Below are 21,330 nucleotides of genomic sequence, written 5' to 3' on the forward strand. Positions count from 1 at the left end.
GCGAGAACGGCCTGCCCGGTCCGGTCGAGACCTGGGAGCGCCTCCGCGACGAGGTGCGCGCCGAGATCGAGGCCCAGGGCTTCGACGCCGAGCGCGGCCACTTCGTGCAGTCCTACGGCTCGCCCGAGGTCGACGCGTCGCTCCTCGTGCTGCCGATGGTCGGCTTCGTCCCCGCCGACGACCCGCGGATGCTGGGCACCGTCGCCGAGCTGGAGCGCGTGCTCCTGCAGGACGGCCTGCTGCACCGCTACCGGACCGAGTCCTCGGTCGACGGCCTCGCCGGCGGCGAGCACCCGTTCCTCGCCTGCTCCTTCTGGCTCGTCCGGCAGTACGCCGACTCCGGCCGGATCGACGACGCGCGGACCCTGATGGACCGGCTCGTCGGGCTCTGCAACGACGTGGGCCTCCTCTCGGAGGAGTACGACGTCGAGGGCCGCCGGCACGCGGGGAACACTCCCCAGGCCCTCTCCCACCTCGCCCTGGTGCAGGCGGCCGACGCGATCGCGGCAGCCCGATGAGGCGCCGCCGCGTCGTTCTCGCGAGCATCGGCGGAGTCCTCGGAGTCGCGGTCCTCGGCTTCCTCACCTGGAGCTCGATCGTCAGCGGCCCCGACGAGGACGCCCTCGCCCGCGTGCGCGCCGATCCGGCGATCGCGGTCGAGCGCACGGACGACGCGCTCGTGATGACGCCGACCTCTTCCGGTGAGCTGGCCGGCACGGGCCTGGTCTTCATCCCCGGAGCGAAGGTCGACGCCTCCTCCTACGAGGCGACCCTGGCTCCGCTGGTCGAGGCCGGGGCGACCGTCGTGATCACGCGGCCGATCCTGCACCTGGCCTTCTTCGATCTCCGCTCGCTCGAGACCTTCACCAGCCAGGCCGAGGGCGTCGACCGCTGGCTCGTCGGCGGCCACTCCCTCGGCGGCGTGAAGGCCTGCCAGTGGGCCGAGGACCCGGCGGTGGCGGGCCTTGTGCTGCTCGGCAGCTACTGCGCGAACGACCTCTCGGGCTCCGGGCTCCCCGTCCTCAGTGTCAGCGGATCGGAGGACGGGCTCAGCACGCCGGAGAAGGTCGCCGACGCGAGCGTCCGGCTGCCCTCCTCCGCCGACCTCGTCGAGATCGACGGCGCCAACCACGCCGACTTCGGCTAGTACGGGCCGCAGGCGGGCGACGGCGAGGCGACCATCAGCCACGAGGAGGCGGACGCCCGCATCGCCGAGGCCCTCCTGGGCTTCAGCCGCGAGGTCGGCTGAGTCGCCCGCTCCCGCTTGACCTCGAGCGCACTCGAAGTCGTAGGTTGACGCCATGTCCACCGCCACCGCCGCCCCGGCCGAGCCGGAGGTGCTGTCGATCTCGCAGGTCGCCGCCGTCACCGGTCTCACCGTGCACACCCTGCGCTACTACGAGCGCGCCGGGCTCATGCTCGACCCGGTCGAGCGCGCCTCGTCGCAGCACCGCCGCTACCGGCCGGCCGACGTCGGCTGGGTCGACTTCCTCACCAAGCTCCGCGCGACCGGGATGCCGATCGCGAGGATCCGCGAGTACGCCCGGCTCCTACGGATCGGGCCCGCCACGGAGCCGGAGCGCCTCGCGCTGCTCCGGACGCACCGCGAGGAGGTCGAGGCGCAGCTCGCCCGGACACACGCCAGCCTCGCCGCGATCGACATCAAGATCGCGGCGTACCAGGAGAGGACCACCCACTGATGAAGACGATCACCCTCGGATCCGACGTCGCCGCTCTCGAGGTCTCGCGCCTCGGTCTCGGCGCGATGGGCATGTCGGCGTTCTACACCGGCGCCGGCACCGACGACGCGGAGTCGATCCGCACCGTGCACCGCGCCCTCGAGCTCGGCGTCACGTTCCTCGACACCGCCGAGATCTACGGCCCGTACACCAACGAGGAGCTGCTCGGCCGCGCGCTGGCAGGCCGCCGCGACGAGGTGGTGCTGGCGAGCAAGTTCGGCATGATCCGCCACCGCGGCGACGGGGGCCGCGGACTCGACGGCTCCCCGGAGAACCTGCGGCTCGCCGTCGAGGGCTCGCTCGCGCGCCTCGGCACCGACCGCATCGACCTCTACTACCAGCACCGCATGGACCCGGGCGTCCCGGTCGAGGAGACCGCCGGGGCCTTCGCGGAGCTGATCCAGGAGGGCAAGCTCCGCGGCTACGGCCTCTCGGAGGCGGCGCCAGCGACGATCCGGCGCGCTCACGCCGTGCACCCGGTCACCGCTGTGCAGTCCGAGTACTCGCTCTGGACCCGCGACCCCGAGGCGGAGGTGCTGCCGGTCCTCCGCGAGCTCGGCATCGGCTTCGTCCCGTACTCGCCGCTGGGCCGCGGCTTCCTCACGGGCAGCATCCGCTCGGTCGCCGAGCTGGGCAGCGACGACTTCCGCCGCGACAACCCCCGCTTCGCCGACGGAGCGCTGGAGGCGAACCTCCGCATCGTGGAGGCCGTCGACCGGGTGGCGGCAGAGGCGGACGCGACCGCCGCGCAGGTGGCGCTCGCCTGGCTGCTCGCCCAGGGCGAGGACATCGCTCCGATCCCGGGCACCAAGCGCGTCTCGCGCATCGAGGAGAACGCGGCCGCGGACGCCCTCGTGCTGACCGCGGAGCAGCTCGACGTCCTCGGCGCGCTCGAGGCCCCCGTCGGCGACCGCTACGCCGACATGAGCTCTGTGAACCGCTGACCGCCCTGCGGGACGCCGCTCGCCGCGCGCACCCCGGGCGCGGCCGTGGGAGCGGCGTCCTCGCAGGAGTCAGTCCCGCGGCGGCAGCTCCCGCTTCGGGGTGTCCCGCTTCGGGGTGTCCCGCAGGTCGATGAGACCTGTGAACATCGCCCCCCGCTCGTTCGAGCGCTCGTCGCCCGAGAACAGGTTGTCCGGGGCGGAGGACCCGTGCCGGCGCGGGGTCGCGGCGGGAGCGGGCTCCCGCTCCATCTCGACGCGCTGACGCGGCAGGGCGACGGGGTCGTTCTCGTGCAGCCACGAGACGAGCCGCTCGCGCACGTAGCAGCGCAGGTCGAAGAGCGTCGGCGCGTCCTTCGCGGTGACGAGCACCCGGATCCGGACGAAGCCGCCCGTCGCGTCGGTCACCTGCAGGACACTGGTGCGCCGGTCCCAGAGGTCCGTCTCCTCGAGCATGCGGTGCAGCTCGTCGCGCATCTGCTCGGGGCTCACCCGCCAGTCCAGGTCGAGCTCGACGGCGCCGAGCAGCTCGGACCCGGTGCGGGTCCAGTTCTGGAACGGCTGGGTCGTGAAGTAGTTCGTGGGCAGCACCAGGCGGCGGTCGTCCCAGAGGTGGACGACGACGTAGGTCAGCGTGATCTCCTCGATCCGCCCCCACTCGGTCTCGACGATCACCACGTCGTCCAGGCGGATGGCGTCGCTGAAGGCGAGCTGCATCCCGGCGAAGATGTTCGTGAGGCTCGACTGCGCGGCCAGGCCCGCCACGATCGAGAGCACGCCGGCCGAGGCCAGGAGGCTCGCACCGGCCGTGCGGGCCTCGGGGAAGGTCAGCAGCGAGGCGCCGATCGCGATGACCACGACGGCCGCCACGGCGACCCTCCGGATGATCGTCATCTGCGTGCGGAGGCGGCGTGCCCGGCGGTTGTCGGCCGTGTCGGTCCGGTAGCGCTCGGCGCCCAGGTCCTCGAGGAACACGAACAGGGATCCGATCACCCACGCCGCCGCGCCGATCGTGGCGATCTGGAACACCCGCTGCACGAGACCCGGCCAGGGGTCGCCCGACACGGTGGCGGCGAGCGCGGCCCAGACCGCGATGGTCATCAGCAGCACGCGGAACGGGATGCGCAGACGCCGGATCAGCAGGCGCGCCCAGGTCTTGCGCTTGCCGACCGAGCGCAGCACGAGGGCGACGACGGCGGTCGCGACCACGGCGATCACGACCGCGATCACCACGGCGAGCGCGATCGAGCCGATCACGGGGAGGACGTCTTCGGGCACATCGGTCCTTTCTGGAGGGGAAACGGAAGCGAACGGAGATCCTGCCACGCGAACGGGGGTCGGTCCGCATTCTGCGCCGGACACCGTGCGGATGCTCAGGCGCCTGTTAACGTCGGCGGACGGAGACGTCGACCCGGCCTGGAGCACCGTCGCCCGGGCCTTCACGCGGACGGGCATCACCCTGAGCCTGACCGCCGCCGCCGCCGATCAGGCCCGGGCCTCGGACGCGCTCGACATCGGGATCGGCTCCACGAGCGTCGGCTTCCGCGGAGTCCTGCCGCCTTTCGACCCGTCGACCGCCGCACCCTCCAGCGAGTGAGCACGGGCCGGCGCTCCCCCCGCGGGCGCTCCGAGGAGGTCGGGAACGGACTCGGTCCGGGAACGACGAAGCCCCGCACCTCACGAGGAGGTGCGGGGCTGGTGGTGCACCCCCTCGGACTTGAACCGAGAACCCACTGATTAAGAGTCAGTTGCTCTGCCGATTGAGCTAGAGGTGCGTTCCGGCCGGCTGATCGTGCGTGCCGAACCGAGGGATCACACTACCAGCGTCTCCCCCCGTCTCGTCAAATCGAGTGCGACGGAAAGCCCGCGGCAGCGATCGGAGGCTCCGCGGGACCCACCGGTATCGTGGTCGCGTGACCCCGCAGAGCAGTGACCAGAGCTTCGACGACGACCTCCGACTCGCCCTCCGCCTGGCGGACGCGGCCGATGCGATCTCGCGGGAGCGGTTCGGCGCGCTCGACCTCGTCGTGGACACGAAGCTCGACCGCACCCCGGTCACCGACGCCGACCGCGCCGTCGAGGAGGCGATCCGCGCGTTGCTCGCCGCCGAGCGTCCGGACGACGCGATCCTCGGCGAGGAGTTCGGCACCTCGGGCGAGGCCTCGCGGCAGTGGATCCTCGACCCGATCGACGGCACCGCCCACTTCCTCCGCGGCGTCCCGATCTGGGCGACCCTGATCGCGCTCGCGGTCGACGGCGTCCCCGTCGTCGGAGTCGTCTCCGCTCCCGCTCTCGGCACGCGCTGGTGGGCGGCCGAGGGCTCCGGCGCCTGGGCCGTCGAGCTGGAGGCCGGGGCCGAGCCGCGACCGCTGCGCGTCTCGGGGATCGACACGCTCGCCTCGGCGACCTTCAGCTACAACAGCATTCAGCAGTGGGAGGGCGCGGGCCGTCTCCCGCAGCTGCTCGAGCTCGCCGGCGCCGTCTGGCGCGACCGGGCGTACGGGGACGCGTGGCCCTACATGCTCGTCGCCGAGGGTCTCCTCGACGGTGCGGGCGAGTTCGACGTGAAGCCCTACGACCTGGCGGCCCTGGTGCCGATCGTGCAGGAGGCGGGCGGCCGCTTCACCTCCGCCGACGGGGAGGACGGGCCGTGGCACGGCAGCGCCGTCGCCACCAACGGCCTGCTGCACGACGAGGTGCTCGCGATCGTGGCGCCGCGATGAGGAGCCGGACGGCCGCGCTCGCCTCGGCGGCGCTCCTCCTGCTCCTCTCGGGCTGCTCCTCCGTCGTCGGGCCGGACGGCCCGGAGGCCGTGCGTGACGAGGGCGGCACGGTGGCGACCGCCGGCGTCACCGACGTGTTCTCGCTGCGGCGCGGCGACTGCCTGGCCGACCCGGGCGACGACCGCATCGCCGACGTGGACGTCGTCCCGTGCGCCGAGGAGCACGCACTGGAGGTCTTCCACACGTTCGCGCAGCCCGGAGACCGCTACTCCAGCCGCAACACGCTGCTCGCCCAGGCCGAGGCGGGCTGCGAGCCGGAGTTCGGCGCCGTGATGGGGATCGCCTACGGCGACTCCGCCCTCGAGTACCGCTCGCTTGTCCCCTCCGAGGTCGGCTGGCGCCACGGGGACCGCACGATCGTCTGCGCGGTCCTCGATCCGGCCGACGACTCCACCACCGGCAGCCTCTTCGGCTCCGCTCGCTGACCACGGCTCCGATCGACCCCCGTTCGGCTCATTGACACGCGCTCCGTCGGAGCGCAGGGTGAAGGGACGAACGGCAGGCGCGAGGGGGCGCGGAGACCGGCGGCTCAGGAGTCGACATGCAGGACCGGCACGACCAGGAACCCCCCGAGCGCTCGCGCACGGCCGAGCAGCACTGGGGACCGGCGGACAGCCTGTTCCCGAGGCTCCACCGGCAGAGCTCCCTGCTCGCCGCGGCGGAGGCGGTCGCGCAGGTCGACGGGCCCGGCCCGGGCGACGTCTGGTCGCGGCTCCTGCACGACTACGCCCACGCCTCCGACCGCGTCGTCTCGGTGGACGGCGACGCCGAGGCCGCCACGCTCGGCTGGCTGAAGCCGCGTGGTGTGGTCTCGCTGCTGGTCACCGAGCGGTGCGACGACGACGCCGCCGCCGAGCACCTGGTGGCCGCGCTCGCCGCGATGAACGCCGTGACCCTCTCCGTGCACGAGGCGCGAGCAGTACGCCTCCGTCCTCTGCTGGAGGTGCTGCACCGGCTCCTGCCCGATGCGTTCGCCGAGCTGCCGGTGGACCGCAGCGCCCACTATCCGGCCGGCACCGCCGTCGCCGTGCTGGCGCCCGGCATGCTCTACCGGGACTGGGCCCCGCCGCAGGCTCTCGCCGGCCCGGCGCACGACGACGACCGGCTGGCGATGCTCACCCTCTACGGGCGGATCAGACAGCTCGACGTGCGACCGTCGTGAGGGCGGCGGAGCGGAGCTCCCAGTGTGCGACGACGACCGGTGGTGGAGATGGGGGGAATCGAACCCCCGTCCATCGCTGTGATTCTGCGCCTTCTACGGGTGTAGCCGATGAGAGCGTTCTGCTCGGCCCCGACCGTTACCATCGGCGCATCGGTCGACGGGCCCAGCCCGAGTGCAAGTCCCGCGTCGCCCTCAGGCGTAACGACGCAGCAAGTCCTCTAGATGACGCCAGGATCCGGGGCGAGGACGCACCCACGGGCTGACGGACTATCTACTCTGGCTTAGGCAGCGAGAGCGAAGTCGGTGCGCTTCTGTTCGGCACCTGTGTTTTCCAGGGATCGTTGACGAGATGACCCTGGATCCTCGACCCGCTTCTCGCAGTTTCGCAGGCAATGTCGAAACCGATCATCCCCGCGAGCACTCGACGGCCCGGAGGCCGCTGGAGTGGGTCGTTCGTCGCACACTGTGGAGTTACGGGTCCTAGTCTACCTCAGCTCCGCGGGCGGTCACCCGGCGGCGGCGCAGATCGAGCAGACCCAGCACGAGCGCGAGCGCGATCAGCCCGAGGGTGACGAAGTAGCCGTTGCGGAAGGCGTCGTGGTACCGGTCCAGCCCCTCCGCCATCCCCTGCTCGCTCGCCAGGGTCGCGAAGAAGACGGCGGAGGCGCAGGCGGTGCCGACCGCGGTGCCCACGCGCTGGCCGAGCTGGCCCACGGAGCCCGCCACGCCGCCCTGCGCCGGCGGGATCTCGGCGAGGGTGAGCGTCTGGTTCGGCGACACGACGAAGCCGCCTCCGGCCCCGGCGACGAGCATCGCGGCACCCATGCCGTAGGCGGCGGTCTCGGCCGGGAGGAGCTCGGCGGCGAGCAGCACGAGCGTGAAGCCGATGACCACGAGCACGATGCCGAGCACCACCAGTGCGCGGCCGTAGCGCTGCACGAGCTTGCCGCCGTACCAGGCGGTCACCGCCGAGGTCAGCGCGAACGGGATGCTCACCATGCCGGCGAACACCGGCTCGAGGCCGAGCCCCTGCTGGAGGAAGAGCGTGGTGAGGAGGAAGGTCGCCGGGATCGCGGCGAAGTAGGAGGTCGCGACCAGGATGCCGTTGCGATAGGAGCTGGTCCGGAAGATGCGGAAGTCGATGACGGGCGTCCGCCCCGACGCGGCGTAGTGCGCCTCCCAGCGCACGAAGACGGCGGCGGCGGCCGCGGCGAGCACCAGCCAGAACCAGCGGTAGGGCGAGTCCGAGGAGGAGCCCGTGGTCAGCAGGAACGGCAGCATGAACGCGAAGATCGCGACCGCCAGCAGGAGCAGGCCGACCGGGTCGAGGGACCGGTCTCCCTCGGGCCGCGAGCGCTTCTTCGGGATGAGCTTCCAGGCGAAGACCAGCGCGGCGACGCCCAGCGGGATGTTCATCCAGAACAGCAGGCGCCAGCCGTCCTGCTCGCCGCCGATCGCGATCAGGAGGCCGCCGAGGGTCGGGCCGAAGGCGGTCGACAGGCCGATGGTCGCGCCGAAGACCCCGAAGGCCCGGGCCCGCTCGGCGCCGGTGAACATCTGCTGCACCAGCCCGAGGACCTGGGGCATCTGGATGCCCGCGGCGACGCCCTGCAGGAAGCGCGCGACGACGAGCAGCTCGATCGACGGCGCGAGCGCGCAGAGCAGGCTCGTCACCGTGAACGCGGTCAGCCCGATGAGGAACAGCAGGCGGCGCGAGCGGATGTCGCCCAGCCGACCGGCCGGCACGAGCGCCAGTCCGAAGGCGAGCGCGTAGCCCGCGACGATCAGCTGCAGCTGGCTCGCGTCCGCTCCGAGCGAGCGCTCGATCGACGGCAGGCCGACGTTGACCTTCGAGAGGTCGAGGATCGTGATGGCCGCGACTCCGACGCTCACCGCGAAGGCGCGCCACCGCGTCTTCTCGTCGGCGGCGCTCAGGGCGGCGGGGGCGCTGTTCTCGGGGGAGGTCACGCGCCCCAGTCTCCCAAAGCACGGGGCGCGAAGAAGAGGCTTGCGCGGCACCCGTCGGACAGTGCCCGCCGGGGCCTACTCGCCGAGGCGGCGGCGGGTCGACATCGCACGGTCCGCCTCGCGGCGGTCCTGGCGCTCTCGGAGGACCTGGCGCTTGTCGTAGTCCTTCTTGCCCTTGGCCACGGCCAGCTCGACCTTGGCCTTGCCGTCGCTGAAGTACAGCGAGAGCGGGATCAGTGTGTACCCGCCCTCCTTCACCTTGTTGTGGATCTTGAGGATCTGCGCCTTGTGCAGCAGCAGCTTGCGCTTGCGGCGCGGCGGGTGGTTCGTCCAGGTGCCCTGCGCCCACTCGTTGATGTGGACGGCGTCGAGCCACGCCTCTCCCCCGTCGACGAAGGCGTAGCCGTCGACCAGCGAGGCTCGGCCGGCCCGGAGGGACTTCACCTCGGTGCCGGTGAGCACGAGGCCCGCCTCGTAGGTGTCCTCGATGAGGTAGTCGTGGCGCGCCTTGCGGTTGGTCGCGACGACCTTCTGTCCCTGTTCTCTGGGCACGGCTGCTCCTCGGGTCGCGAGCGGATGAAGGGGGCGGGCATCGTCGGGGCGATGCACCGGTGGGCCGCCCCGAACGGGACAGCCCACCAGTATACGTCCGGTCCGGGATCAGACCCGCAGGTACCGCGCGATCGCGACGTTCGCCGAGACGGCGGCCAGGACGATGCCGACCACGATCAGGATCGGCACGACGATCAGAGCGTCGTCGAGTCCCACGAAGGAGGTCAGCGGGATCCGGTACGCCAGGAACCCCTGCACGAAGACCTGCACGATGGCGACCACCGCGACTCCCGCGAGGATCGAGCCGACCAGCGCGGCGAAGACCCCCTCGAGGATGAACGGGGTCTGGATGAACCGGTTCGAGGCCCCCACGAGCCGCATGATGCCCAGCTCCCGTCTCCGCGAGAACGCCGAGAGGCGGATCGTGGTGGCGATGAGCAGCACGGCCGCGACGAGCATCAGGACGGCGATGCCGATCGCTGTGTAGCTCGCCGCGTTGAGGATCGAGAAGATCTGGTCGAGGTACTGCCGCTGGTCGGTGACGCTCTCGACTCCCGAGACGCTCGACAGGCTCTCCACGATGACGTCCGACTGGGTCGGGTCCTTCAGATTGATCCAGAAGGTCTGGTTGAGCAGGTCGGGAGTGACGTACTCGGCGACCGGGTTGCCCGCGAACTGCTCCTGGAAGTTCGCGTAGGCCTGGTCGTGGTCCTCGAAGTAGGAGCGGTCGATGTACGGCGCGAGCGTGGCGCCCTCGAGCTGGCCCTGCACCGCGTCGATCTGCTCGGCGGTGGCGTCGGAGCCGCTGCAGTTCGAGCCGCCGGAGGTGGCGGTGCACATGTACACCGCGACCTGCGCCTTGTCGTACCAGAAGTTCTTCATCTGGCCGATCTGCATTTGGAGCAGGATCGCCGTGCCGACGAAGGTGAGGGAGATGAAGGTCACCAGGATCACCGAGACGACCATGGAGACGTTGCGCCGGAGGCCGCTGGCGACCTCCGACCAGATCAGTGCGAATCTCACTTGACGGGTCCTACGTTCTGCTGGTCGTCGCCGGTCTCGTCGCCCTCGCCCGCGTGGGCGCGGAGGCCGAGGCGCGCGGCGAGCGACTCCTCGGGCAGGGCGCCGGTGTCGGCGGGGAGGAAGATCGGACCGGTCTGGCTCTGCAGCTCGACGACGCGCGGGGCGGCGGCGGGCTCGGCGGCCGGCTCCGGCTCGCGCTCCGGCTCGACGGCGGCGGAGCGGCGGCCCTCGGGGACGCGGGGCTGGGCGGCGGTCTGCGAGAGGCGGGCCGGCTCGGGCGGCGGGGCCGGGGCCTCCTGGCGCAGGTCGATCTCGGGGACCTCGGCGGGCGCGAGCTCGCTGTCGATGATCGCCGGGGGCGCGGGCTGCTCGGCGACCGCGTGGTCGTCGGCCGCCACGACCACGACGCCGTCGTGGACGACGGTGATGCTCTCGGTCTGGCCGTAGCCGCCCTGGCTCTCGTCGCGGACGATGCTGCCGGCCGAGAGCTCGATGACGCGGCGCTTCATCTGGTCGACGATGCCGGCCTCGTGGGTCGCCATGATCACGGTCGTGCCGCCCGCGTTGATCCGCTCGAGCAGCGCCATGATGCCGGCGCTCGTGGTCGGGTCGAGGTTGCCCGTGGGCTCGTCGGCCAGCAGGACGGCCGGCTTGTTGACGACGGCGCGGGCGATCGCCACGCGCTGCTGCTCGCCGCCGGAGAGCTCGTGGGGCAGGCGCGACGCCTTGCCCGCGAGACCCACCATCTTGAGCGTGTCCGGGACGGCCTCCTGGATGTAGCCCTTCGACTTGCCGATCACCTGGAGGCTGAACGCGACGTTGTCGAAGACCGACTTGTTCGGCAGCAGCCGGAAGTCCTGGAACACGACGCCCATGTTGCGGCGGAAGTACGGGACCTTGCGGCTCGAGATCTTGCCGAGGTTCTGCCCGAGCACGTGGATCGACCCGGAGGAGGGGCGCTCCTCCTTGAGGATCAGGCGGAGGCAGCTCGACTTGCCGGAGCCGGAGGCGCCGACGAGGAAGACGAACTCGCCCCGGAGGATCTCGAGATCGATGGCGTTGAGGGCGGGTCTCGTGCCGCCCCGATACTGCTTGGAGACGTTGTCGAAGCGAATCATGTCGGTACGAGGGTAAGCGACGATCCCGAAGAGTCCGCCGAGGGGGCGCGCGGCGCGTCGGTGGGGACGCGCCCGAGCCGCGCTAGGAGGACTTCCGCCAGCGGATCCCGGCGGCGATGAAGCCGTCCAGGTCGCCGTCGAACACGTGCGAGGGGTTGCCGACCTCGTGGTCGGTGCGCAGGTCCTTCACCATCTGGTACGGAGCGAGGACGTAGCTGCGCATCTGGTCGCCCCAGCTCGCGGTGATGGTGCCGGCGAGCTCCTTCTTGGTGGCCGCCTCCTGCTCCTTCTGCAGCAGCAGGAGCCGCGACTGGAGCACGCGCATCGCCGCGGCGCGGTTCTGGATCTGGCTCTTCTCGTTCTGCATCGACACGACGGTGCCGGTGGGCAGGTGGGTGAGGCGCACCGCGGAGTCGGTGGTGTTCACCGACTGGCCGCCGGGGCCGGAGGAGCGGAAGACGTCCACGCGGATGTCGTTGTCCGGGATCTCGATCGCCCCGGCCTCCTCCATCAGCGGGATGACCTCGACCGCGGCGAAGGAGGTCTGGCGCTTGCCCGCGGCGCCGAAGGGGCTCATCCGCACGAGGCGGTGGGTTCCGGCCTCGACCGAGAGCGTGCCGAAGGCGTAGGGGGCGTCGATCTGGAAGGTGGCCGACTTGATGCCCGCCTCCTCCGCGTAGCTGGCGTCCATGACGGTCGCCGCGTACTTGTGCTTCTCGGCCCAGCGGAGGTACATGCGCATGAGCATCTCGGCGAAGTCGGAGGCGTCGACGCCGCCCGCTCCCGCGCGGATGGTGACCACGGCGGGGCGGTCGTCGTACTCGCCGTCGAGCAGGGTCTGCACCTCGAGCTCGCCCATGACCTTCTGGAGGGAGGAGAGCTCGGCGATCGCCTCCTGCTCGGACTCGGCGTCCTCGGCCTCGTTCGCCATCTCGACGAGCACCTCGAGGTCGTCCAGGCGCCGGTCGATCGCGGTGATCCGCGCGAGCTCGGACTGGCGGTGGCTGAGGGCGCTGGTCACCTTCTGCGCGTTGGCCGTGTCGTCCCACAGGTCGGGGGCGCCGGCCTGCTCGCTGAGCTCGGCGATCTTCGAGCGGAGACCGTCCACGTCGATGACGGCGCGGATGTCGGCGAAGGTGGAGCGGAGAGCAGTGATCTGCTCGGTGAAGTCGTTGTCCAGCATGGTGCATCCAGACTACCGGGGGCCGGGGGCCGCCCTCCGGCCCGGGCGTACCCTGGGGACGGTGACCAGTACCGCTCCGCGCCCCTTCCCCGTCGGGCCGCTGCTGCTGTCGACCTTCCTCCCCACCCTCCTCTTCTCCATCGGCGAGGGGGCGATCATCCCCCTCCTGCCGGCCGCGGCCGGCGACCTCGGCGCGACGCTGGCCCTGGCGGGCCTCGTGGCGGGGATGATCATGATCGGCGAGCTGGCGGGCGACATCCCCAGCGGCTGGATCGTCTCGCGGATCGGCGAGCGCGGCGCCATGCTCGGAGCCTCGGCCGCGTCGATCCTCGGGCTCGTGGTGTGCCTGCTCTCGACGTCGTGGGTCGGGCTGACGATCGGCGTCTTCGTGATCGGCCTCGCGACCGCGGTCTTCGCGCTGGCGCGCCACGCGTTCATGACGTCGTTCGTCCCGATCACGCACCGCGCCCGCGCGCTCAGCGCCCTCGCCGGGGCGTTCCGCGCCGGCTGGCTGATCGGCCCGTTCCTGGCGGCCGGGGTGGTGCACCTCACCGGCTCCGTCGAGTCCGTCTTCTGGGTGCACATCGTCTGCTGCGTGGCGGCGGTCGTGGTCCTGCTGCTCGTGCCCGACCCCGCGACGGTGCTGCGGCGGGCGCAGGCCGCGGCCGACCGCGCCGCTCCGGAGGACGTGGTCGCCGCGACCGTCCCGGAGTCGCCGCAGTCGCTGCTCGGGACGCTGCGCGAGCACCGCGGGGTCCTCGCTCGGATGGGGACCGGCGCCGCCGTGATCGGGGCGCTGCGGGCGAGCCGGACGCTGATCCTCCCCCTCTGGGCGGTGAGCATCGGGCTCGCCGAGACCGACACCGCGATCATCATCGGCATCGCCGGCGCGCTCGACTTCGCCCTCTTCTACGCCGGCGGCCAGCTGATGGACCGCTTCGGCCGGGGCGCCACCGCGATCCCCTCGATGATCGGCCTCGGGCTCGGCCACCTCGCCCTCGCCGCCTCGGTGCTCGCCCTCGATCCGGTGCCCTGGTTCGTCGCCGTGGCCTGCGTGCTCGCGGCCGCGAACGGCATCGGCTCCGGGATCCTGATGACCATCGGCGCCGATCTCGCGCCCCCCGCCGATCCGGCCCCGTTCCTCGGCGCGTTCCGCTTCACCGGCGACGCGGGCAACGCCGCCGCCCCGATCGTCGTGTCGGCGCTCACCGCCCTGATCTCCCTCCCCTTCGCCGCCGTCGTGATGGGGGTGCTCGGTCTGGGCGGAGCGGGGGCGCTCGCCCGCTGGATCCCGCGGTACCTCCCCCGGGCGGCCTCCCGCGGCTGAGGCGCGGGGCCCTCCTCCTACACTGGAGCCCGCACGCGGGAGTGGTGGAATGGCAGACACGCAGGATTTAGGTTCCTGTGCCGAGAGGCGTGAGGGTTCGAGTCCCTCCTTCCGCACGGGATCGGCCGGTACGCTGAGCGCGCTCGCGTGACCGCCGACCGGCCACCGGCCCCCGTCGACTGGAGATCCGTTGAATCACGCCGCCCTCGTCCCCTGGCTCGATCCGGAGACGATCCTGACCTCGTTCGGCCCCTGGGGTGTGCTCGTGGTCTGCCTCATCGTGTTCGCCGAGACCGGACTGCTGATCGGCTTCCTCTTCCCGGGCGACACGCTGCTGATCATCACGGGCCTGCTGGCGCACGAGAACGCGTCGAACGGCGGCCTCGGCGTCCCGATCTGGGTCATCTGCCTGGCCGTCGGGTTCTCGGCCTTCGTCGGCGGCGAGGTCGGCTACCTGATCGGGCACAAGGCCGGCCCGCGCATCTTCGAGCGCAAGGAGTCCGGCTTCTTCAGCATCGAGAACGTGAAGCGGACTAACGCGTTCTTCGAGCGCTTCGGCGGCCTCGCCGTGATCCTCGCGCGCTTCGTGCCGATCGTCCGCACCTTCGCGCCGATCGCGGCCGGCGTGGCCCACATGAACTACCGCAAGTACAGCCTCTACAACCTCATCGGCGCCCTGATCTGGGGCAGCGGGGTCACCCTGATCGGGTGGCTGCTCGCCTTCATCCCGCCGGTCGCCGACTTCGTCTCGCACTACATCGACGTGATCCTGATCGGCGCGGTCGTGCTCGCGCTGGTGCCGACGCTGTTCCACTTCTTCCAGCAGCAGCGCAAGGCGAAGCTCGCCGCCGACCCCGAGACCGACTCGACCGAGTCGGCCGCCTACGTGCTCGACGCCGACACCCTGGACGACAAGCACCCGAAGTCCTGACCTCCGCCTCCGCGAGACGCCACTCCGGCACGCGGCACGCCGACAGGCGTGCACCGGAGTGACATCCCGCGGGCTCAGAGCCGGGCGGACAGGGCGGCGAGCTCGGCGCGCAGCGCGGTGAAGGCGCGGGCGCGGTGGCTCCGGGCGTTCTTCTGCTCGGGAGCGAGCTCGGCCGCCGTGAGCGCCCCGGCCTCGGGGACGAACACCGGGTCGTAGCCGTGGCCGTTCGCACCGCGGGGAGCCGTCGCGATCGCGCCGTCCCAGCGGCCCTCGACCACCGTCTCCTGTCCGCCCGGGAGCACGGAGTCCGGCACCACGAGGGCGATGGTGCAGCTGAAGTGCGCACCGCGGTGCTCCGCCTTCACGTCGTGCAGCTGCGCCAGGAGGAGCTCGAGGTTGGCCGTCGCGTCGTGCGCGCGTCCCGACCAACGGGCCGAGAAGATGCCCGGCGCGCCGCCGAGGACGTCGACGCAGATCCCGGAGTCGTCCGCGAGCGCCACGAGACCGGTGTGCGCCGCCGCCGCGCGCGCTTTGATCAGCGCGTTCTCGGCGAAGCTCACGCCGTCCTCGACGGGCTCGGGTCCGTCGTAGGCGCGGACGCCGACTCCGGGGAGCGCGCCGGCCAGCATGGCGCGGAACTCCTCCACCTTGCCCGCGTTGTGCGTGGCGAGGACGAGGTCCAGACTCACGCTCCGGGCTCCGCGGCGAGCGCTTCGGCCTGGATGCGGGCGAGGTCGGCGGCACCGGCGACCGCGAGGTCGAGCAGGGCGTCGAGCTCGCGGCGGTCGAACGGGGCCCCCTCGGCGGTGCCCTGCACCTCGACGAACAGGCCGCGTCCGGTGACGACGACGTTCATGTCGGTCTCGGCGCGCACGTCCTCGACGTAGGCCAGGTCGAGCATCGGCACGCCGTCGATGATGCCGACGGACACGGCCGAGAGGCTGTCGATCAGCGGCTGCGCCTTCTGCCCCACGTACTTCTTGCCGCGCGCCCACTCGATCGCGTCGGCCATCGCCACATAGGCGCCGGTGATCGCCGCGGTGCGGGTGCCGCCGTCGGCCTGGAGGACGTCGCAGTCGATGACGAGGGTGTTCTCGCCGAGCGCCTTCGTGTCGACCACCGCGCGCAGGCTCCGGCCGATCAGCCGGGAGATCTCGTGCGTGCGCCCGCCGACCTTCCCCTTGACCGACTCGCGGTCCATGCGGGAGTTGGTGGAGCGGGGCAGCATCGCGTACTCGGCGGTGACCCAGCCCTTGCCCTTGCCCTGCAGCCAGCGCGGCACGCCGTTCGTGAAGGAGGCGGTGCAGAGCACCCTGGTGTTCCCGAACGAGACGAGCGCGGAGCCCTCGGCCTGGGTGCTCCAGCCGCGCTCGATCGTCACGGTGCGCAGCTCGTCGGGCGCCCGCCCGTCCTTGCGCGCGGCCTTCGATGCGGTGCTGTCGGTCACTCGGGTCTCCCTCGATCGTGCGGGAGCGCGGCCCGGTCGAGCTCGCGCAGATTAATGGTGCCGGTCTCGACGAGGTCGACGCTCGAGACCTCCGGGCCGAGGAAGCGGCGGGCGAGGCGGACGAAGTCGCTCGAGCCCGTCTCCTCCCACCGGTAGGTCGGAGGAGCGGCGGAGGTGCGCTGCAGGCCGTGCGCCACGAGGGTCCGGTAGACGTCGAGCGCGGTCTCCTCGGCGCTCGAGACGAGGCGGACGTCCGGCCCCATCACGTAGGCGATGGCACCGCGCAGCAGCGGGTAGTGCGTGCAGCCGAGGACGAGCGTGTCGACCCCCGCGGCCTTGAGCGGCGCGAGGTACTCCTCCGCCACCGCGAGCAGCTCGTCGCTCCAGGTGACGCCCGCCTCGACGAACTCGACGAAGCGCGGGCAGGCGGCGGTGAACAGCTGCAGGTCGGGCGCGGCGACGAAGGCGTCGTCGTAGGCGCGGGAGCGGATCGTCCCGACCGTGCCGATCACCCCGACGCGGCGGTTGCGGGTGTCGCGGACAGCGCTGCGGACGGCGGGCTGGATGACCTCGATCACCGGGATGCCGCGGCCGAGCGTGTAGCGCTCGCGGGCGTCGCGCATCATCGCGGCCGAGGCGGTGTTGCAGGCGATGACGAGCAGCTTGGCGCCCTGGTCGACCAGCGTGTCGAGGGTGTCGAGGGCGTAGGCGCGGACGTCGGCGAGCGGCTTGGGACCGTAGGGCGAGTGCGCGGTGTCGCCGAGGTAGACGATCGACTCGTTCTGCAGCTGGTCGATCACGGAGCGGGCGACGGTGAGCCCGCCGACTCCGGAGTCGAAGATGCCCAGCGGTGCGTCCGTCACGGAGGAACAGCCTACCCGCGCCCTGCGGCCCGGTCCCGGCCGCACGCCGTTCCCGGGCCCGGCGGCGTGCGCAAGCCCCGGCACCCGCGCCTGGGCGCGCGGGGGCGGCCGTGGAACACTGAGCGGATGGACTCCACGGCCTTCCTCACCGACCGGTACGAGCTCACGATGGTCGAGGGCGCCCTCGGCAGCGGCACCGCCGACCGCCGCTGCATGTTCGAGGTGTTCGCCCGGAGCCTCCCGCCGGGACGCCGCTACGGCGTGCTCGCGGGCACCGGCCGGCTCCTCGAGCTGATCTCGCGGTTCCGCTTCGGCGACGACGAGCTGTCCTGGCTCCGCGACAACCGCGTGGTCGACTCCCGCACGCTGGACTGGCTCGCCGACTACCGCTTCCGGGGCGACGTCTGGGGCTACCGCGAGGGCGAGGTCTACCTCCCGGGCTCCCCCGTGCTCATCGTCGAGGCGCCCTTCGCCGACGGCGTGCTGCTGGAGACCCTGGTGCTCAGCGTCCTCAACCACGACAGCGCCGTGGCGAGCGCCGCCGCGCGGATGGTCTCGGCCGCCGACGGGCGACCGCTCGCCGAGATGGGCTCGCGCCGCGCCGGTGAGCGGTCCGCCGTCGCCGCGGCTCGCGCCGCCTACATCGCCGGATTCGGCGCCTCCTCGAACCTGGAGGCGGGCCGTAGCTTCGGCGTGCCCACGATGGGCACCTCCGCGCACTCCTTCACGCTCCTCCACGACTCGGAGGAGGAGGCCTTCCGCGCGCAGGTCGCCGCGCTCGGCCCCGGCACGACCCTCCTGGTAGACACCTACGACGTGACAGCCGCCGTCGACCTGGCGGTCCGCGTCGCCGGCACCGGCCTCGGCGCCGTGCGCATCGACTCCGGCGACCTCCCCCAGCAGGTGGCCGCCGTCCGGCAGCAGCTGGACGCGCTCGGCGCGACCGGCACGCGCATCACCGTCACCAACGACCTCGACGAGTACGGGATCGCCGCGCTCGCGGCCTCACCGGTCGACTCCTACGGCGTCGGCACCTCGGTGGCGACGGGCTCGGGCCACCCGACGGCGGGCATGGTCTACAAGCTGGTCGCGCACGAGGACGACGCGGGCGAATGGGTCGCGGTGGCGAAGAAATCGGTCTCGAAGGCGTCGATCGGCGGGCGGAAGGCCGCCGGCCGTCTGCTCTCCGACGACGGGGTCGCCGAGGCCGAGGTCGTGCACGTGGGCGCCGGCCCCGAGGGCGCCGTCGGCGAGGACGAGCGGGCGCTGCTCGTCCCCCTGATCGAGGACGGGACGATCCGTCCCGAGCACCTCGGCATCGAGGGAGTGGCGGCAGCCCGCGCGCACCACGCGAACGCGGTCCTCGAGCTGCCGATCGACGCGCTCCGGCTCGGCCGCGGCGAGCCCGTCATCCCGACCCGCTACGAGTGAGCGGGGCGGGAGCTCACTTCATCTTCGCGTAGATCTCCTTGCAGGCCGGGCACACCGGGAACTTCTCCGGGTCGCGGCCCGGGAGCCACTTCTTGCCGCAGAGCGCGCGGACCGGCTTGCCGGTGATGGCGCTCTCGAGGATCTTGTCCTTCGGCACGTAGTGGGAGAAGCGCTCGTGGTCGCCCGGCTCGATGGACTCCTGGTTGAGGAGCTCCTCGAGCTCGCGGTCGAGCGTGGCGGTTCCTCCGCCTCCCTCGAGGGGGTCGGTGCTGCTGTTCTGGACGCGCGGAATCATGCCGACGATCCTACGCGCGGAGCCCGGGCCCGCGGCCGTGCGCTCCGGATCGGGCGGCGCTAGTAGCGGCTGGTGAACGCGACCAGCTCGGTCGCGCGGCGCTCGAACAGCCGGCCGCCGAGGAGCACGCCGAGGGCGAAGACGACCACGGCGCTGCCGAAGCCGACGAGCACGGCGTCACCCGCCGCCTCCGGGTCGACGAACAGGGCCCGGACGCCGAGCACCACGGCCGGAGCCGAGAGGAGCAGCCCCAGGCCGAACGCGAGGGACTGCGGACCGGCGCCACTGGCTCCGGGGGCCTGGGGCTGCGTGAACGCGCTGTCGCCCGGGCGCGGAGCCGGATAGGCGAGCCGTGCCGAGACGGCGCTGGCGACGCCGGCGGGGACGAGCAGGAGGCAGGTGTTCACCGCGAGCACGACGGGCAGCGCATCGGGGAGCCCCGAGGTCGCGCTGCTGATCAGCGAGCCGAGCACGACGACCGGCACGCCGAGCAGGAGGGTCGGGAAGGCGCGGCCGAGCCGGTCCGACCAGCCGCGGACGCCCGCGGCCACGTGGAGCCAGAACGCCGATCCGTCGTAGGCGACGTCGTTGTGCAGGAACCAGCCGAGGAACAGCGCGATCAGCGGGACCGGGAGCAGCGAGAGCAGCGGGAAGGGGACGCCGACGACCGCGAGCAGCAGCAGGGCTGCGACCGGCAGCACCGGCACGGCGACGAGCGACGCCTGGTAGCGCGGATCCCGGAGCCAGTAGGTGATGCTGCGCGCCGCGATCGCGCCGGTCCGGGTCGAGCCGAGGACGTCGAACCAGCCCAGCCGGAGGCCGCGCGGCGGCCGGTGCGTGCGCTCGGGGCGCTCCGTCAGCAGGCGGACGACGAGCCACCAGAGCGCGCCCGCCGCGACGAGCGTCGCCAGGGCCAGCAGGAGCGGGCCGAGCGCGTCGCCGGTCCGGGCGGCCGGGGCGATCATCCACGCCGCGCCGAACGGAGTGGCCCCCATCGCCGCGCCCCAGCGCTCGAGCACCGGGGTGTCCCCCGTGTCGACCAGCGCGGCGGCGCCGAGGGCTGCGGGACCGCCCAGCATCAGCACCAGGCCGAGGACGGCCAGCAGCTCGCGGGCGGTCCGGGAGGGGACGAGGGCGGCGGAGGCGGCGAGGCCGATCCGCGCGAACAGCGAGGCCGTCGCCACCGCGAGGAGCGGGCCGACCACGGCGAAGGCGCCTGCGCCCGGGACGAGCGGCGCGCACGCGAGCCCGACCACCAGCAGGGCGAGCGTGGGGACCGAGACGAGGCCGGCCAGGGCGAGCGCCCCGGCGAGGCGGAGCGGCGGAAGGCCGAAGAGGCGGAACGCGCGCGGATCCATCGGGTCGAGCGGGCCGAGCAGGAAGGGCAGCACCAGGAAGCCGACGGAGACGAGTCCGCCGGCGGTCACGAGAGCGCCCGCCGCCGCGTCCGAGGAGCGCAGAGCGCCGATCGCCCCGATCAGCAGGGCCGTCACCGCGACGACCACGAGCACGCCCAGGACGGCGCCGGCCGAGCGCGCGGGCCCGGAGCGGAACGCGCCCAGGAGGACGTCGATCCTCAGCCGGAGAAGTCGTGCAGCCACTGCAGCCCCTCGGCGATCTGCTTGCCGCCCGCGAGCTCGAGGAAGCGCTCCTCCAGCGTCGCGGTGCCGGCGACCTCCGCGACCGTCCCGGAGGCGAGCACGCGCCCGCCGACGATCACGGCCACGTCGTCGCAGACGCGCTCGATGAAGTCGAGCCCGTGGCTGGAGAGGACGACGGTGCCGCCGCCCTCGACGAAGCGGCGCAGCACGGTGATCACGGCGGCCGAGGAGACCGGGTCCACCGACTCGAACGGCTCGTCGAGGACCAGCACGCGCGGGGCGTGGATCATCGCCGCCGCGAGGGCGACCTTCTTCGCCATCCCCGCGGAGTAGTCCGAGATCAGGCGCTCCAGCGCGTCGGAGAGGCCGAGCGCCTCGGCCAGCTCGACCGTGCGCTGCTTCGCCGTGGCGAGGTCGATGCCGCGCAGCGCGGCGGAGTAGGCGAGGAACTGGGCGCCGGTGAGCCGGTCGAACAGCCGGAGGCGGTCGGGCAGGACCCCGATCAGCGGCTTCGCGGCCGACGGGTCCTTCCAGACGTCGACGCCGTGCACGAGGACGCGGCCGGTGTCGGGTCGCAGAAGGCCCGTCATCATCGAGAGCGTGGTGGTCTTGCCCGCGCCGTTCGGGCCGATGATCCCGTAGAAGGTCCCCGCGCGGACGGCCAGGTCGATGCGGTCGACCGCCACCGTCCTCCCGAAGGTCCGGGTCAGCTGGTGCAGCTCGAAGACGACGGGCGAGGCGCCGTCCGGATCCGCGGCACCCTCAGCGGGCTCGGCGTTCGTCACGGACGTCATCCGGCTACGGTACCAACTCGCCCGCGGGCCCCCGACGCCCGCGCCGACGCCCGGCGACACGGCGAGAGGTCAACCACCCTGGCCCCGGGGGGCGTGAACTGTACACTAGGTCTCTACCCGAGGAGTCGATCAGATCGAGACGCAGCGGTTAATTCGAGGAGAACACACGATG

Annotated in this window: 23 protein-coding genes, 2 tRNA genes and 1 other RNA gene; 12 read left to right on the forward strand and 14 right to left on the reverse strand. The window is 72.4% G+C overall.

Annotated elements, in window-relative coordinates:
• From C5C74_RS11095 to C5C74_RS11110, 4 genes are all read left to right on the forward strand, one after another.
• Window positions 1-518, forward strand: a 518-nt coding sequence (locus C5C74_RS11095) for a glycoside hydrolase family 15 protein (RefSeq protein WP_146083064.1), incomplete at its 5' end; no start/stop codon positions are given.
• Entirely contained in the window at window positions 515-1,147 is a 633-nt protein-coding gene (locus C5C74_RS11100; RefSeq protein ID WP_104351551.1) for an alpha/beta hydrolase, read from the forward strand. The genes C5C74_RS11095 and C5C74_RS11100, both read left to right, overlap by 4 nt.
• A gap of 154 nt (window positions 1,148-1,301) precedes the next feature.
• Window positions 1,302-1,700, forward strand: coding sequence for a MerR family transcriptional regulator (locus C5C74_RS11105; RefSeq protein ID WP_104223551.1), 399 nt, complete (start codon window positions 1,302-1,304; stop codon window positions 1,698-1,700).
• Complete coding sequence (locus tag C5C74_RS11110; RefSeq protein WP_104226238.1) at window positions 1,700-2,683, forward strand: aldo/keto reductase; 984 nt, start codon at window positions 1,700-1,702, stop codon at window positions 2,681-2,683. Before C5C74_RS11105 ends, C5C74_RS11110 begins: the two co-directional genes overlap by 1 nt.
• A gap of 69 nt (window positions 2,684-2,752) precedes the next feature.
• Here C5C74_RS11110 and C5C74_RS11115 read toward each other — a convergent pair whose 3' ends face one another.
• Window positions 2,753-3,958, reverse strand: coding sequence for a mechanosensitive ion channel family protein (locus C5C74_RS11115; protein ID WP_258063446.1), 1,206 nt, complete (start codon window positions 3,956-3,958; stop codon window positions 2,753-2,755).
• Window positions 3,959-4,049: 91 nt separating this feature from the next.
• On the opposite strand from C5C74_RS11115, the gene C5C74_RS17460 reads away from it, so the two are divergent.
• Window positions 4,050-4,277 (forward strand): hypothetical protein, encoded by a 228-nt coding sequence (locus tag C5C74_RS17460; RefSeq protein ID WP_181074543.1) that lies wholly within the window; start codon window positions 4,050-4,052, stop codon window positions 4,275-4,277.
• A 102-nt stretch (window positions 4,278-4,379) separates the two neighbouring features.
• Here the strand turns inward: C5C74_RS17460 and C5C74_RS11120 are convergent.
• Window positions 4,380-4,455 (reverse strand) — tRNA-Lys (locus tag C5C74_RS11120).
• A 138-nt stretch (window positions 4,456-4,593) separates the two neighbouring features.
• On the opposite strand from C5C74_RS11120, the gene C5C74_RS11125 reads away from it, so the two are divergent.
• From C5C74_RS11125 to C5C74_RS11135, 3 genes are all read left to right on the forward strand, one after another.
• Entirely contained in the window at window positions 4,594-5,403 is an 810-nt protein-coding gene (locus C5C74_RS11125; protein WP_104223554.1) for an inositol monophosphatase family protein, read from the forward strand.
• The gene (locus C5C74_RS11130) at window positions 5,400-5,888 is read left to right on the forward strand and encodes a septum formation family protein (RefSeq protein WP_104223555.1); all 489 of its coding nucleotides are present in this window, start codon (window positions 5,400-5,402) and stop codon (window positions 5,886-5,888) included. Before C5C74_RS11125 ends, C5C74_RS11130 begins: the two co-directional genes overlap by 4 nt.
• A gap of 116 nt (window positions 5,889-6,004) precedes the next feature.
• Window positions 6,005-6,625: a hypothetical protein gene (locus C5C74_RS11135; protein WP_104223556.1), complete on the forward strand. Its 621-nt coding sequence runs from the start codon at window positions 6,005-6,007 to the stop codon at window positions 6,623-6,625.
• A gap of 40 nt (window positions 6,626-6,665) precedes the next feature.
• On the opposite strand, the gene ssrA is transcribed toward C5C74_RS11135, so the two are convergent.
• The 6 genes from ssrA to prfB form a co-directional block, all read right to left on the reverse strand.
• Window positions 6,666-7,038: a transfer-messenger RNA gene (ssrA, locus tag C5C74_RS11140) on the reverse strand.
• A gap of 67 nt (window positions 7,039-7,105) precedes the next feature.
• The gene (locus tag C5C74_RS11145) at window positions 7,106-8,593 is read right to left on the reverse strand and encodes an MFS transporter (RefSeq protein WP_104223557.1); all 1,488 of its coding nucleotides are present in this window, start codon (window positions 8,591-8,593) and stop codon (window positions 7,106-7,108) included.
• A gap of 75 nt (window positions 8,594-8,668) precedes the next feature.
• Window positions 8,669-9,145 (reverse strand): SsrA-binding protein SmpB, encoded by a 477-nt coding sequence (smpB, locus tag C5C74_RS11150; RefSeq protein ID WP_104223558.1) that lies wholly within the window; start codon window positions 9,143-9,145, stop codon window positions 8,669-8,671.
• 108 nt (window positions 9,146-9,253) lie between these two features.
• A complete protein-coding gene (gene ftsX, locus C5C74_RS11155) occupies window positions 9,254-10,168 on the reverse strand; it encodes a permease-like cell division protein FtsX (protein ID WP_104223559.1) in 915 nt (304 codons plus the stop codon).
• Entirely contained in the window at window positions 10,165-11,286 is a 1,122-nt protein-coding gene (ftsE, locus tag C5C74_RS11160; RefSeq protein WP_104233202.1) for a cell division ATP-binding protein FtsE, read from the reverse strand. The genes ftsX and ftsE overlap by 4 nt, the downstream gene beginning before the upstream one ends.
• Window positions 11,287-11,368: 82 nt before the next feature.
• Window positions 11,369-12,469: a peptide chain release factor 2 gene (gene prfB, locus C5C74_RS11165; protein ID WP_104226967.1), complete on the reverse strand. Its 1,101-nt coding sequence runs from the start codon at window positions 12,467-12,469 to the stop codon at window positions 11,369-11,371.
• A gap of 61 nt (window positions 12,470-12,530) precedes the next feature.
• Here prfB and C5C74_RS11170 point away from each other — a divergent pair, with 61 nt between their 5' ends.
• From C5C74_RS11170 to C5C74_RS11180, 3 genes are all read left to right on the forward strand, one after another.
• Window positions 12,531-13,796, forward strand: coding sequence for an MFS transporter (locus C5C74_RS11170; protein WP_258064152.1), 1,266 nt, complete (start codon window positions 12,531-12,533; stop codon window positions 13,794-13,796).
• Window positions 13,797-13,831: 35 nt separating this feature from the next.
• Window positions 13,832-13,912 (forward strand) — tRNA-Leu (locus tag C5C74_RS11175).
• Between the two features lie 74 nt (window positions 13,913-13,986).
• Window positions 13,987-14,727, forward strand: coding sequence for a DedA family protein (locus C5C74_RS11180; RefSeq protein ID WP_104223563.1), 741 nt, complete (start codon window positions 13,987-13,989; stop codon window positions 14,725-14,727).
• Between the two features lie 74 nt (window positions 14,728-14,801).
• On the opposite strand, the gene rdgB is transcribed toward C5C74_RS11180, so the two are convergent.
• From rdgB to murI, 3 genes are read right to left on the reverse strand one after another with little or no spacing between them, the layout of a single operon-like run.
• On the reverse strand, window positions 14,802-15,416 hold the full coding sequence (rdgB, locus tag C5C74_RS11185) for an RdgB/HAM1 family non-canonical purine NTP pyrophosphatase (protein WP_104223564.1): 615 nt from the start codon (window positions 15,414-15,416) through the stop codon (window positions 14,802-14,804).
• Complete coding sequence (gene rph, locus C5C74_RS11190; RefSeq protein WP_104223565.1) at window positions 15,413-16,174, reverse strand: ribonuclease PH; 762 nt, start codon at window positions 16,172-16,174, stop codon at window positions 15,413-15,415. Before rph ends, rdgB begins: the two co-directional genes overlap by 4 nt.
• Window positions 16,171-17,037, reverse strand: a complete 867-nt coding sequence (gene murI, locus C5C74_RS11195; protein ID WP_104223566.1) for a glutamate racemase — start codon at window positions 17,035-17,037, stop codon at window positions 16,171-16,173. Before murI ends, rph begins: the two co-directional genes overlap by 4 nt.
• 126 nt (window positions 17,038-17,163) lie before the next feature.
• Here murI and C5C74_RS11200 point away from each other — a divergent pair, with 126 nt between their 5' ends.
• The gene (locus C5C74_RS11200) at window positions 17,164-18,468 is read left to right on the forward strand and encodes a nicotinate phosphoribosyltransferase (protein ID WP_104247837.1); all 1,305 of its coding nucleotides are present in this window, start codon (window positions 17,164-17,166) and stop codon (window positions 18,466-18,468) included.
• Window positions 18,469-18,481: 13 nt separating this feature from the next.
• Here the strand turns inward: C5C74_RS11200 and C5C74_RS11205 are convergent, their stop codons facing one another.
• From C5C74_RS11205 to C5C74_RS11215, 3 genes are read right to left on the reverse strand one after another with little or no spacing between them, the layout of a single operon-like run.
• Window positions 18,482-18,763 (reverse strand): DUF3039 domain-containing protein, encoded by a 282-nt coding sequence (locus C5C74_RS11205; RefSeq protein WP_104223568.1) that lies wholly within the window; start codon window positions 18,761-18,763, stop codon window positions 18,482-18,484.
• A gap of 59 nt (window positions 18,764-18,822) precedes the next feature.
• Window positions 18,823-20,364, reverse strand: coding sequence for an ABC transporter permease (locus C5C74_RS11210; RefSeq protein ID WP_104247836.1), 1,542 nt, complete (start codon window positions 20,362-20,364; stop codon window positions 18,823-18,825).
• Window positions 20,340-21,158 carry an ABC transporter ATP-binding protein gene (locus tag C5C74_RS11215; RefSeq protein WP_104223570.1) on the reverse strand — a complete coding sequence of 273 codons (819 nt, stop codon included), beginning with the start codon at window positions 21,156-21,158 and terminating at the stop codon, window positions 20,340-20,342. The genes C5C74_RS11210 and C5C74_RS11215 overlap by 25 nt, the downstream gene beginning before the upstream one ends.
• Between the last annotated feature and the right edge of the window lie 172 nt (window positions 21,159-21,330).

It is taken from the genome of Rathayibacter sp. AY1E8 (assembly GCF_002931415.1).
GTDB lineage: Bacteria > Actinomycetota > Actinomycetes > Actinomycetales > Microbacteriaceae > Rathayibacter.